This is a genomic window from Mesotoga sp. UBA5557 (assembly GCF_002425715.1).
Lineage (GTDB): Bacteria > Thermotogota > Thermotogae > Petrotogales > Kosmotogaceae > Mesotoga.
In genome coordinates this window covers 14,802-27,382 of record NZ_DIMV01000074.1, presented here as the reverse complement: position 1 = coordinate 27,382, position 12,581 = coordinate 14,802, and the positions used below count along the sequence as shown (strand labels likewise).

At 46.7% G+C, this 12,581-nt stretch carries 9 protein-coding genes and 1 pseudogene; 2 read left to right on the top strand and 8 right to left on the bottom strand.

The window, feature by feature from the left end; translation table 11 throughout:
• Nucleotides 1–121: 121 nt before the first annotated feature.
• A complete protein-coding gene (locus tag B3157_RS10700; RefSeq protein WP_292590431.1) occupies nucleotides 122–1,396 on the bottom strand; it encodes a hypothetical protein in 1,275 nt (424 codons plus the stop codon).
• Between the two features lie 943 nt (nucleotides 1,397–2,339).
• On the opposite strand from B3157_RS10700, the gene B3157_RS10695 reads away from it, so the two are divergent.
• The gene (locus B3157_RS10695; protein ID WP_292590429.1) at nucleotides 2,340–3,566 is read left to right on the top strand and encodes a phosphatidylserine decarboxylase family protein; all 1,227 of its coding nucleotides are present in this window, start codon (nucleotides 2,340–2,342) and stop codon (nucleotides 3,564–3,566) included.
• 516 nt (nucleotides 3,567–4,082) lie between these two features.
• Here the strand turns inward: B3157_RS10695 and B3157_RS10690 are convergent.
• From B3157_RS10690 to B3157_RS10680, 3 genes are all read right to left on the bottom strand, one after another.
• The gene (locus tag B3157_RS10690; protein ID WP_292590428.1) at nucleotides 4,083–4,433 is read right to left on the bottom strand and encodes a hypothetical protein; all 351 of its coding nucleotides are present in this window, start codon (nucleotides 4,431–4,433) and stop codon (nucleotides 4,083–4,085) included.
• A gap of 60 nt (nucleotides 4,434–4,493) precedes the next feature.
• Nucleotides 4,494–4,682 (bottom strand): hypothetical protein, encoded by a 189-nt coding sequence (locus B3157_RS10685; RefSeq protein WP_292590426.1) that lies wholly within the window; start codon nucleotides 4,680–4,682, stop codon nucleotides 4,494–4,496.
• A 558-nt stretch (nucleotides 4,683–5,240) separates the two neighbouring features.
• On the bottom strand, nucleotides 5,241–6,530 hold the full coding sequence (locus B3157_RS10680) for a metallophosphoesterase (protein WP_292590424.1): 1,290 nt from the start codon (nucleotides 6,528–6,530) through the stop codon (nucleotides 5,241–5,243).
• A gap of 898 nt (nucleotides 6,531–7,428) precedes the next feature.
• Here B3157_RS10680 and B3157_RS10675 point away from each other — a divergent pair.
• Nucleotides 7,429–8,268 carry a formylglycine-generating enzyme family protein gene (locus B3157_RS10675; protein ID WP_292590422.1) on the top strand — a complete coding sequence of 280 codons (840 nt, stop codon included), beginning with the start codon at nucleotides 7,429–7,431 and terminating at the stop codon, nucleotides 8,266–8,268.
• 405 nt (nucleotides 8,269–8,673) lie between these two features.
• Here B3157_RS10675 and B3157_RS10670 read toward each other — a convergent pair whose 3' ends face one another.
• The 4 genes and pseudogenes from B3157_RS10670 to B3157_RS12815 all read right to left on the bottom strand — a co-directional run bounded on the left by B3157_RS10670 (nucleotide 8,674) and on the right by B3157_RS12815 (nucleotide 12,107).
• Nucleotides 8,674–9,861 carry an MFS transporter gene (locus tag B3157_RS10670; RefSeq protein ID WP_292590420.1) on the bottom strand — a complete coding sequence of 396 codons (1,188 nt, stop codon included), beginning with the start codon at nucleotides 9,859–9,861 and terminating at the stop codon, nucleotides 8,674–8,676.
• A gap of 1,002 nt (nucleotides 9,862–10,863) precedes the next feature.
• The gene (locus tag B3157_RS10665; RefSeq protein WP_292590418.1) at nucleotides 10,864–11,391 is read right to left on the bottom strand and encodes a putative immunity protein; all 528 of its coding nucleotides are present in this window, start codon (nucleotides 11,389–11,391) and stop codon (nucleotides 10,864–10,866) included.
• A gap of 12 nt (nucleotides 11,392–11,403) precedes the next feature.
• Nucleotides 11,404–11,814 carry an iron chaperone gene (locus B3157_RS10660; protein WP_292590416.1) on the bottom strand — a complete coding sequence of 137 codons (411 nt, stop codon included), beginning with the start codon at nucleotides 11,812–11,814 and terminating at the stop codon, nucleotides 11,404–11,406.
• Between the two features lie 3 nt (nucleotides 11,815–11,817).
• Nucleotides 11,818–12,107 (bottom strand): annotated as a pseudogene (locus B3157_RS12815) (DUF1905 domain-containing protein).
• Between the last annotated feature and the right edge of the window lie 474 nt (nucleotides 12,108–12,581).

Below are 12,581 nucleotides of genomic sequence, written 5' to 3'. Positions count from 1 at the left end.
TCCTGCCGAAGGCAGCCTTGCGTCCCCGGACGCTTTTCCGGGCATTGCGACCTGGCGTGATCCTTGCCAGCCTTGCGTCCGCCGATGTTCTTTCGGCGCTTGCGTCTTATTCCGCTCTTTCTCATTCCCAGGAGCAGTACTTCAGCGGGACAGATTTTCCTATCCTGTTTGATAGATCGAGGTTTTCAGAATAGTATGGAGCCCAGTTTCCAAGCGCTGCCATATGGGCCTTCTTCAGCAGCATGCTAATAACCGGAACATCGTAAATCACTGAGTCGGCTCTTACTAAATTGAATTGTGTAGGATCTTTCAAAATACTGACGGCCCCATCAACGATTGAACTTGTCCATTCGCTTCCCACATCTGATGGATTGAAATCATTCATTAGCTCGTAAGGGGAGACCAGCGAGTATCGTTGATCCATATCTCGGGTAGCGCCTTCTTGCTCTCTACATGCGGTAAGTACTGTTCTGATGTTTTCCAGAGTGTTCAGATCGTCTATGAAGCTTCCGGAATGACAGGAACCCAGAAGGAAATTAAACTGAGTAAGCGGATAACTGGAGAAGACTGTTCTGAACTGCCAGGCGTAATGCCAAACACCTCCAAGTCTTATAGCGTCGGTGTCTCCGTGGGCGATGATATAGACAGTTACTATCTCTTTCTTTGCGGCGTATGAGTTTATGCTGGTTAGAATATCTGCCGCTCCTTCACCGAATATCCCCTGCACTTCAACTCTGCCTTCAGGCATCGCATCTTTGTATGCAAGAGCCAGGTTTAAGAATACAGTATATGTTGAAATGGAATCGGTGTATAAGGATTCCGATGGCAGCAAACCCTGAACCACAATGATCGCCTCTCGCTCGCCCCAGTCGGGGGTGATTCTGTCGAAGACCAGATTCTGCATTTTGCCGGAAGGCTCCTTCAGAAAAACGTTCCAGTCAACCAGCCTTTCCTTTGGCGGAATCGGTAGCTTAAGCTCTTCGGGCACAACTTCGTCCACCCTGGGCAGCCATTTTCCTGAGATGACCCTGTATTGCCCGCTGACGCCAACTACAATCGCTTTGACTGGATGGGCGAAGAACGAGCCGGGATCTAGATCAAGAAGAAAGAGATAAGAAGGCTCATTTACCGTGATTGTATTGTCCGTTGCCGCCACGCCATCTATGTTTCCGTCGACAATAGAGCCCGGGTTCTCAAGATCGATTTTCGATCCAGATGTCAGCTCTTTGGAGTAGAAAGAACAGATGTACTCTGAGCCTTGCGGAATTTCATCCGGAAGAATGCCTTTGACGATTTCTATCGCCGCTTGCAGATCCTTAGGAAGTTTCGGAAGACAACCGGGTAGAACCAGGAGTAGCAATGCGACAGCAAAAGCCGCTATTAGAGTCTTGCGCACAAAACACCTCCATTGAGCCCCTGCTAGGCAGAAGACTTCAAGTAAGTTGGTAAATCCTATCAATGGTAGGAGCAAAACGTTCCGGTATCAAACGAATGTATCATATCCGATAGGGAAATGAACTCATTTGAGGGAGTGGAGACATATTTCTCATACGCCTTTAAGAACGCATATGTTCTTCGCGTATCTCATCCTTGGTAGATCATTTCGGTAGATGACTAGTTTTCCGTGAAAAACCTACAGAGAACAACCCATGATTTGCTAGAGTCAGAGCACGTGTCAAGTCCGTGATGATAGTGATAAGCGATTCCGAAAATACTGTATCTCGTCGTCTGAACTTGAGGGATGTTCTTGGTGTGTTCACCCCGTCGACGATAGAGCCGTCTCCACCCCTCTCGAGAGGGGATTTAGGAGGCAGGGTCAGACTCAGCGATAAGATCGTTGTCGAGAGCTTCGCTTAGAGAGAACGAGAGTTTGCTTCGTTGACCGTTATCGAGAACGAAGAACGGATCCTCACTCTGGAAGAATAGTTTTTTCTCTCACACTGCCCAACGACGGACCGTTAACGGACAGGGCTGTCTTCAGCAGGGATCAGCGACCAGCGTTGCACTCATGAGACTCGATCTTTCTGAAGGGATAGAGTTCTATAATGGATTGAATCCTCGCAAGACAAGGGTTAGGAATAGAACTCAGAGTGCGGAAATCTTTAGGAGGGAAGTGTCCCATTAGAGCTATTGCTTTCGTTTTTCGGGTTCAGCTTTTTTCTCACACTTGTTTTTAGTGTAGAGGAGATTCAGCGCCAGCTTTCATGAAGCGGCCGGGCGAAAGGCAGTTCCAGATAGGAAGTGCTGCATACTGGAGAAAGTGAGTCTCAAATATGTCAGTTGCATTTGACAGCGGATTCGGAAGCATCGGTATAGGTTCAAGAGGGAGGAGTATCTAAATGATTGGAAATCTGAAACGGCGGGTAACGTTTGTCTGCGTGGTTCTGATTCTGGCATCTCTGGCTTTTTCTGTAACGAATCTTCATCCGGTGATCCAGGAGTTTCAGGAGATCATCGAAGAGGACCCGGTTCTTTTCATGCTCTTCAACGAGATGTTCGAACAGATTCCTTCGACACCGGAATTTGAGTTGGACCCGACAGGAAATCCCCAGATAGAAGACTACAGGCAAATGTTGAATGTGATGAACGAAATTCTGACTCAAGCCCCGGAGTTCAACAAGAGCGAACTGGTTGGGTTTCCCATCAACGCGGTGATCAACTGGGCAATGGGAACCCCTGCGGGGACTACCGCCTTCTTGAATGAGAAAGTGAACAGACAGCTGAAGAAGATCCTCAGTCAGTGGGCAGTTTTTCTTGGCTCTCCCGATTCTAGATACGTGCTCAGCGAGGATCCCGAGAAGGGTTGGTTTGGACGAGACGCGATGGCGGCCATGCCCGACTTTGCAGAAGATTTCCAGTGTGACCCGGACCTTCCCTATTATGGCTTCACCTCCTGGGACGACTTCTTCACCAGACAGTATCGTGAAGGCAGGCGCCCTGTGGATTGCCCAGACGATGACTCGGTGATTGTCAACGCCTGTGAATCTGCTCCATACAAGATTGCGACTGACGTCCAACTAAAGGACAGCTTCTGGATAAAGGAACAGCAGTATTCTCTCTCGCACATGCTTGCAGGTGATCCGATGACAGAGCTCTTCGAGGGCGGGACGATTTACCAGGCCTTTTTGAGCGCTCTGAGCTATCATAGATGGCACAGCCCGGTGAGCGGACGGATCGTGAAGACTCGCCTGATTGACGGTTCCTACTACGCCTCGGCATTGTCCGCGGGTTTCGACTCTGCAAGTCCGAACGAATCACAGGGGTATATCGCGCAAGTGGCTTCCAGGGCTCTGATCTTCATAGAGGCAGACAGTCCAGATGTCGGGTTGATGTGCATCGTATTTGTCGGTATGGCGGAAGTATCTTCAAATGAGATAACTGCTTATGAAGGCCAGCATGTGGAAAAGGGCGATCAGCTGGGCATGTTCCACTTTGGAGGATCGACTCACGTGCTAATCTTCAGGCCGGGGGTCAATCTAGAGTTCGATTTGCGCGGCCAAATACCGGGTCCGAACTCAGTGAATATTCCTGTTCGCTCGAAAATCGCGATTGTTTATGGAGAATGAGCATTTGACTAAAAGAACTGCATAGATAATACTGGTACAAGAAGAGGAATCTCGGTTTCTTCGTTTTGGCGATTAGAGATAAAGTGATACCACTATTATGGTATGCAGAGTGAGTTTCATCATGTTTCGTATCGGGTGCATGTGGTAGATTTACGGTGATAGTGCCACTCGCAATCAATACGCAGCGAGTTGCTCGCAGCTTTTCGTTCTCACCACTGAAGCTAGACTCTCTAATGTGCATTTCAGTAGTCTCATTGAGTTGAGTTATTGTATGCTTCCCGGCACACCGCCAGCGCAAAGAGAAGGACAGACTCTTCGACAGATTCTTATTTAAACGACGCTTCATGCATTCTATCCCGTGACTCATAAACAAGTGCTGGCATATAGAAATCGGGGAAATCCGATCACTTGTCTTGTCTGGTCTTTCGTAGCCAGAATAGTTTTGAATGAGATTTCTGAAGACCAATACGCGTATATAAATTTGAGACAACGCCACAGAATTGATTCCTCGAAGCATCATTCGATCATGTCATGTACCTTATCTGATAATGCTTTTAGCTGATCGTTGTTCACTTCTGGAGAGAGTAGCACAAATTGCCTGCTGAATTCCTCCAATACCGTTCTAGATATCGAGAACATATTTTGGAATTCTGGATTTGCAGGTTTGAAGGCAAGAGCCTTGAAGTCTGCCCTTCCTCCCAGTAATACTCCGATAGCCAGCACGGAATTTATCTGTACTTCTGCTGGCTGATCTTTCAGACCGGCGATGAGCATCGTTCCGGCTATCTTTCCAAGAAGAGCCAGTTCTCTCGGAATGAATTCACGGAAGCGCTCATTGTTCTTCCAGAGTGACGCGTGGGTAATCAAGGAATCCTGCAAATTACCAAGTATGATACCTAATATCTCAAAACTTTCAGCTCGGACGTCTTACGACTGATTTTTTGAGTATGTTTGAAGCGATCCAACCAAGGTATTCAGCGTAGCAAACCCTTGACTTACGCCAGTCGTATTGCCCTGCTCCATCTCTTCCAATGTTTGAGGCAGCTGAGCCCACAAAATCTGCGTGAATGCTACTACCAGTACTATCACCAGAAGAAAGCGTGCCTTTCTACTCATTGACTAACACCTCCAATTCACTTTGTGATTTCTACGATTGTGTGTGAACAGAGAGAATTACTACATATGAGCAATAAGTTGGACAAAGGCTGGATTTGATTAATAAAGGTGAACACGAATTGAACTATAGCCTTGAATCAAGTAAGAATAACAAACTACCTATAAGATCTGGACTGTGATCCACACCGTTTCTTGGTACAACCAAACATTCCTTCTTCCCGAGGAACCCTAACACGTTATTTGGTGTGCTCTATATGTATGCTCTTGTCAACAACCAAGAACAGTTCTCATTAGGATAAGAGAGGACAGTGAGAAGTCATCAAGATATATCAGGGGACTCGCAAAAAAAGATTTGGAGGAATGACCGATCCTACTGAAAAATCACTCCGTGCTCTGATAAGCATTCTTACGATGAATTCATGACTAATCTGAAGAAACAGACCGAGGTTTGTGATTCTAATCTGATCTTGAAGCCTGCCGGGAAGAAAGGAAGTGCAAGAACCGGCTTTCAGCTACTGATACAGTAGCGAGAGCCGGTTTCATATTAAAGCAGAGTCCTTACTTCTCTTCGGTATTGCTTATGGTTCCATCTGCATGATACTCCATCAGGCGAACGTCTGTGAATTGCTCACCGGATTCGATAACCACAAAGCACCTCTCGAGACCGATCAGATTTTCGTCAATCCAGGTACCGCTGTTGGCATATACTTTTTCTTTGTCATACTCGTTTTCGTAGCGATTGACAAGCGGCACGTGCGAATGTCCGAAAACGACTACATCAACGGTCGAATCTAGATCAAAGTACTGCTTCACAGCCTGTTTGTCAAAGAATGTATGATCAATTGCACCAACAGTTGCTTCGGAATAAGAATTCTTAGTGGCTACTTTGTTGATCTGTTGCACTTCGTCCCAACGTCTTTGGGCGTTTGCATATAGCACGGCGCTTATCGAGCCATCATCCTGGACTGTAGGTAACAAATCGCTCAGAGAAAAACTGTTGTCGTATCCATTTACACCGACATAAATCGCTTTTTCATCGAAATCAGCTTTGATGGGAAAGGTTGTCATGGCCCACAGCCATACACTGTAATACGTGTAGGCATCAAGCTGATCCGCATCTTCTTTTGAAGGAGCTTCAATCTTAGGGAAATCCTTCTGCGGTGCTGATTTGCCTTCCACAACAGATGTAGATGCAATACGGGTGAAGAAATAGCCAGGGGGTAAGAATGAAGGATAATCGCCGGTTATTTCTTTGTTGGACAAAGTATCAGGTGCGCAGAAAGAGTCATAACGATGACCGTGCTCAATGACAATCTCGGAACGCATACCCGTACGATAGGTTCCCAGACCATCAACATCACGGGCCTGGACAATTCCGGGAATCAATTTCGCAAGCGTTTCTTCGTCCAAGAGAAGGTCGTGATTACCCGGAACATAGACTACCGTAATACCGCTTTGGATAATCTTCTCAAAAGCTGCAACAATCGAAGCGTTATTTTCCGCAACCCTCTCGAAGAAAGCTCCCAAATCGTAGTGCGGCTCATACGATATCGGCACGAACCACTCGTCCAGCAGATCGCCTGCAATGACAAGCTCGTCGATGTCGCTTATCACTAATCGTTCCAGGAACTCAGCGATCAGGTCTTTGTTCTTCACCGTTTCGGAAAAACTGTCATCCACTCCCAGATGTAAATCACTCATAACAATTATCCTATGGGCTTCACGAGTGGATTCCTTTTCCCATAGAGGCAGCGGTTCGATTTCTCTTGTCAAACTGGCAGAGACCATCATTGATGAAATGACAACCAAGACAAGTGTCAAAATGAGTCCTTTCTTAGATCCTTTCATAGAAATTCCTCCCTGTTTGTTAGGATTAGAGTTCCTGGAGACAAAAGAGAAACCGCTCATGAGCAAAATCAACGCTATTAACCCTTTAGGAGTCTCCAATTTTTGATATAATCGTTCGTATGCAGCTCAATTATCATACTGCAAACAGAGGCCATTTACATCTCAACTCTGAACTAATCTGCAACAAAGACGCTGATTCTCATTGCTGTTCCATTTGGATGGGTTCGACTCCTTTTTCTGATACCATAATAAGGCTAAGAAGACTTCCTTCACACACCTCATCGACGATGAAGGCTTCTATAACCGTATCTAGCTCATCATAAGTTCACCACGATATTTGGAGCTCAATCGTTTTGTTCCGCAGTTCCATAATCAGTCATCAATGTCAAATAGACTTGAGTTTGACAGAAGATGCCTGAATGAATCATGAACGGCGGCATTTAGGAATCAATGTGAGTCTTTCCGCCGCAAATTCTGGCGCTTTCGCGAGCCTCTTTTTCTGATTCAAGAAGAGAACCGAATTTTCTGAGTTGTAGGTAGCGAACTGTAATCAACTAAATAACCGGAGAGAAGCTGTATGGGTGATATGATTGGGCTAGATATGCATGTGTTCGGGGAAGAAATCGCTGAAGGGTTGAAACATTGAAAAGGCGCCCGATGTAAGTTCTGGCTGCATTGTTGGAACTTTTCAGACGGCGGGATATCGGCAGTCCGTTGAGTTCATCGGTATCTCGCTATTGACATCTCTGGACAGTTATTTCAATTGAGTTAGCAACATTTACCCCTCAAGTTGCTAAGAGTCCCTGGTAAAACCAGTCATGCTGTATTGCAAATTGAAACAAAACGAACATTTGTGGCAAACAAAAGTTTTTTTGCTAATATGTCTGGAGGTAGAGAGATGAAGAAATCGATACTGGTAGCGCTTTTCGTTGTATCGCTTCTGGTCTTAACATTTGCGAGCAATGAACGTGCAATGACAATGATAGGGAACCTTGTACTCGTTGAGAAAGGGAGCTTTGCGATCGGTGACACATGGGGTGATGGTGATACAGATGAAAGACCCGCGCACAAAGTGACGTTAACTTACGACTTTCTTATCGGAAAGTATGAGGTCACGTTCGACGAATATGACACCTTCTGCGAAGCCACCGGAAGGAGCAAGCCATCTGACTGCGAATGGGGAAGAGGAGATAGACCGGCTATCAACGTGAGTTGGAACGATGCGATAGCCTATTGCAGCTGGTTAAGTGAGAGGGAAAGACTCCCAATGTCGTACGATAGCGACGGAAATCTTCTTGACAAAGATGGTAGGATTACGGCGGATCCTTCCAAGGTTGTTGGATATAGATTACCGACTGAGGCCGAGTGGGAATACGCGGCCCGAGGTGGAAACAAGAGCGAGGGGTTCAGATATGCTGGAAGCGATGATATAAGCGAAGTGGCCTGGTTCGATCGAAACTCGGAAGGCATGACTCAAGAAGTCGGACTGAAATTACCTAACGAACTTGGGCTATTCGATATGAGCGGAAGCTTGTGGGAATGGTGCTCCGATTCCTTTGGGGACTACGATGAAGTTGAACAGACGAATCCGTACATCAGTAACGGTTCCGTCCGTGTAATACGAGGTGGCGGCTGGAGTTATGTCGCCAGAGCCCTGCGCGTAACGAGCCGCAATGGAGTGTCCCCAACGGGCACGAGCTTTAGCATCGGTTTTCGCGTCTGCAGGACGGCTTTCTGAGGAGTCAGAAAATTCGGTTTTCTCAAACCTATTTGCGATCTTCCCAGAAGTTCGTCCAATTATTGAAAGGTTCCTTCTACCTAAGATTGGGGAGCCCATAGATCAAGCCTTCTCTTAGGGGTAGGTTCAGAAGCGGCGATGGAAGAAATGTCGACAGAGACATGCCCCACGCAGGAGGGCTTTCAGGTTCGCCTTGAACGGGCAACCGTTTCCCGAAGACCGAGAACCCGTCATAGAGCCCTACTTAGAAAGAACGTTATCGAGAGCTTCGTTTCGAGAAGCCGAGACTGAAGAAGCCAGTCTGCTGCAAAAGGCGACCGAAATAAGAAAGGATCTCACATCGGCAAATCGGCCAACAAGAAAGAGAAACATCGATTATAGTTTTGAACTGTATGCGGATTATGTCTATGCCGCGCTGCTCTTTTTCGGAAAGCCAAGAACTCGGTTCAGAGTCTCGGTCATGGCAAGTATCAAGACTACTAGCAATGCGAGGTAAAGTGGATATAGTCCAATATTCACACTATTTGCGATAAGCCCAAAAAGTGGCGGCATGAAAGTAGTGCCGGTATAAGCACTGGCCATCTGAATCCCGATTATTGCCTGTGAGTTATCCTTTCCGAAGTTCGAAGGAGTAGCATGTATTATTGAAGGATAGACGGGCGCACAACCCAAACCGATCACGATCAAACCAGCCAAGGCAATTGTGTCCGTCTCAAATGGGATACCTACCATAATCACGCCGATCATAGCCACGATAACCCCAAAACGGATCAGTTTCCTGTCTCCAAATTTGTCAGCAACAAAACCGTTCAGAAACCGACCGAACGTAATCCCCAGATAGAAAAGCGATGCAAACATTGCGGCCGTTTCCACATTTACTCCGCGATATTCAACTAGATAACTGCTTGCCCAGAGTCCAGCAGTCGTTTCAAGACCACAGTAACCAAAAAACGCGATCAAAATGAACGGAACTCCTCTGATTCTTACCGCTTGGGTGATGCTCAACGGTTTTGCAGAAACCTTATCACTTCTGTCTCTCTTCATTCTCTTGTTTTTCCACAGCTGAAGGCTCGCGAAGAGAGCGATAGTTAAGAATATCTGAATCGCGGAGACCGTTCTATAGCCACCGCGCCATCCAAATTGTGTTCCAAGAAAGTAGCCCATTATGTAAGGGCTGATTGAAGCCCCTACTCCCCAAAAGCAGTGAAGCCAGCTCATGTGTCTTGAAGCATAATACAACGCGACGTAGTTATTCAAAGCCGCGTCAACTGCACCTGCTCCGAGACCGAATGGAATAGCCCACAGACAAATTATCACGAAGGAATTGGATGCCGAGAAACCAAACAGCGCCGCAGCGGTCATTCCGACGCTGATCGCCGTAACGAGCCCTGTTCCGAGTTTTCTTGTCAGGCGTTCTGACATAAGGCTTGAGAAGATCGTTCCCCCTGCAATGATCATCGATACGATGCCCGCAAAAGACAAGGGGACTCCGAAGGTATCCCTAATTACGGGCCATGCGGAGCCTAGCAATGAATCCGGCAGGCCTAGGCTGATAAAGGCTATATAGATTATTACTAGAAGCAAAGAAAACATACGAACCCTCCGACTCTTCCGTGTAACTATCACACAGTGCTGTGCAGCAATAATGAACCTCTTGGCCGGCACGAAGAAAATGGTGCAGACTTCAATCAAAGAATCTTTATCATAGTCTGAAGCACGGAACTCCTTACTGGAAGTGCTTGTAGCCGCAATTGTTCTCCCCTAACTTCGAACGATTATATCCTATTTGTCGCAAGCACGTGCTTGACACTCGAAAGGGAAATTCTCATTGATCTTCACTTACAGTCTCCAATCTATCGGATCAAGTTGAGGGTATCTCTAAATAGAATCAAATAGTCAAGTCCTTAGTCCTTTTGACTGGGCGAACCGCTTGAGGTAAGATTTGGGCTCTTTGAATCACGTTCTAGACCGCGTCCTGTTGCAAGTCGAACGATGTATTCACTTTTAGAGTTATTTAGTCTTTGCTCCGTATGCTCTTACTAAGAATCAACAACTGATCTCTTGGGAATGTTTAGGTCAGCGGCTTTTCCAGCCTTCTAAGACTAACACTCTCCGCCCAAGGGAGAACTTAAGATCAGGATCATCAAGAGCCACGCACAGTAAATATTGTCAAGGGAGAAGGTGTTCATATGATTTCTCAGTAACTCCCTGACTTATGGGTAGTGATGAGCTCCCTCGAGGGAGGACTTAAGAATAAGAGCGAAAACCCGTCTGCAGGACAGATTCGCCACGGCTTCATTGCTCCGCTCGTTTCACAGATGCTCTTGTCGGGCAATGAAAGATGACAGTCGACGGTCAACGATTATCAACTCTCTTCTTCTCGAAGCGAAGCTCTCGACAATGATCTTTCTAGGTTTGAGCGAGTAAGGGATGAAGTGTAAACAGCAGAGTACTTTCCTGTCTAATACTCGCAACTCGTATCTTGGCATTTTCAGCAGATCTTCAGCGAACGTTCTCCGACGCATCATTCTTATCCTAACACTTCGTTAGTCGTGCGAATCCAAGCTAATTTGGCCGCCTAGATTCCCAAGGCGATCAGCTCTTCCAGTCGATGTTCACAGGGTAAGGTTCATCTTCTACCGAAATGGAACGCAGCGAATCGAGCATGCTCCCGCACTCTTCGGCGGCGCATAGTTCAAGCTGTTCCCATTGTGCTTCTGTTCCAAGAGCGTCATAAGCAACCGCTAAGGCTCCGTAAAGTGCGAGTCCTATGCAGTGTCTTGCAGAGTGAATAGTTGACGCGCTTTGGGCAATCGCTCTCGCTGCGGCCTGCGCAACGGGATTGTTTTCTGCTTCTCTAGCCGCGGCATGGCACTCCAGAATTGCTTTCTTGGCTTGAGGCAGTTTAATGGTTCCGGCTTGCCAGTCTCTCGCAGCAGTCAATGCATTGCGCGGGCGGAGGTCAATCGGATAGTGTTTACACCAGAGCGGCAACATAACTTCTTCGGAGTACTCAACCGCCCAGTATGTGAGCGTCTCCTTACTCTGAGTTTCGATCTGTCTCATGAGTGACTGAATATACGGAGCATCCCAGTCATTGAGCATCTTTCTGACTTTTGGCATACTAATCCTCCGCTAGTGATGACTCCCTGTTTCATTGCACCATTTTGCGATCTCTACTATCAGCTCAAGAGGAATGGTTTTGTCATAGGGGAACTGTACAGCACCTTTGCTTGTTCTGTAATGACTTAGTTTATCTGCAAAGTGGGCAATTGCCTCTTCTCCTTGATAAACCCCCATGTGGTTCTTAAAAGCAGCGAAGTGGATTATGTTCCTCTTCTTCCAGAAGGAGGGCATCCTCCAAGATATTCTCTCTTCCGAACCCGGAAGCTCCTCTCTGAGGGCATCCCTAACGCTCATCAGTAGCGATTGAACACCTTCGGGCTGCATGGTGATATACTCGTCAATCGTCTCTGGCGGTTCAATGCACGCATGTTTCTGATTGTGACGTTCGAACTCACGTCCGCACTCAGGGCACTTCCACATGCTTCATTCGCCTCTTTCCATAACGGTGACTTTCACGGTGTCACCCGGTTGCTTCTCGATAGTTTTCCTGATGGCCTTTCGAAGACCAATGATATAAGACACCGACCCGTCGTCCTTCTTTATTCCCATGTTGACAACGCTACCATCGTAAGGCTCGCGGTCAAATGTTGCGTGGACTCTCAGTCTGCCCTTTCCGAACTCCGACTTGAGGTCATACGGAAATTCAACATACGCCCCATCTATGTCCGGAACTTTCTTATGACTGCCTCAAATACGTAGGTCTTTGATTTCACGAAGTCCTCCTTGTACACTATCCACTTCCCTCAATAAAACTCTTGCAGGCAAGGAAGTAATTATAGTGAGATTTCAGAATAGGAGATCACATTTGTTATTGCGTTTCTCAAAGTACTCCTGACTGTCGCCCCACGAATAACCGGGCTAGAGTGGGCAAGCACGGGTCAAGATGAAGCGACCCGTTACTTCTATGATATCCATTTTACTCCTGAAAGTGTGGAGATCTCAGTTAAGCGTTCAGATGGAAATCTCTAAAAGCAGCTCCCCCTCTTTGCAAGTCCAATTGCTAATTCTCGGTGGGTATTCTGAATCCAAAACATTGTCCAAGGTCCTTACGGCTGATCTCACATCTGAAGAAAGTATTCGATGATTGGAATGATGCTTGGGTAGTGTCTGGCTTAGGATTGCATGTAACTTGGAGTGATCGAAGAGGCAAAAAAGGGAATCGCAGGACACTTCATATAATAATTATA

Bases quoted from the DNA above. Each gene is read 5' to 3' on its own strand.
- B3157_RS10695 (WP_292590429.1), top strand. From the start codon at position 2,340: ATGATTGGAAATCTGAAACGGCGGGTAACGTTTGTCTGCGTGGTTCTG.
- B3157_RS10685 (WP_292590426.1), bottom strand. From the start codon at position 4,682: ATGAGTAGAAAGGCACGCTTTCTTCTGGTGATAGTACTGGTAGTAGCA.
- B3157_RS10680 (WP_292590424.1), bottom strand. From the start codon at position 6,530: ATGAAAGGATCTAAGAAAGGACTCATTTTGACACTTGTCTTGGTTGTC.
- B3157_RS10675 (WP_292590422.1), top strand. From the start codon at position 7,429: ATGAAGAAATCGATACTGGTAGCGCTTTTCGTTGTATCGCTTCTGGTC.
- B3157_RS10670 (WP_292590420.1), bottom strand. From the start codon at position 9,861: ATGTTTTCTTTGCTTCTAGTAATAATCTATATAGCCTTTATCAGCCTA.
- B3157_RS10665 (WP_292590418.1), bottom strand. From the start codon at position 11,391: ATGCCAAAAGTCAGAAAGATGCTCAATGACTGGGATGCTCCGTATATT.
- B3157_RS10660 (WP_292590416.1), bottom strand. From the start codon at position 11,814: ATGTGGAAGTGCCCTGAGTGCGGACGTGAGTTCGAACGTCACAATCAG.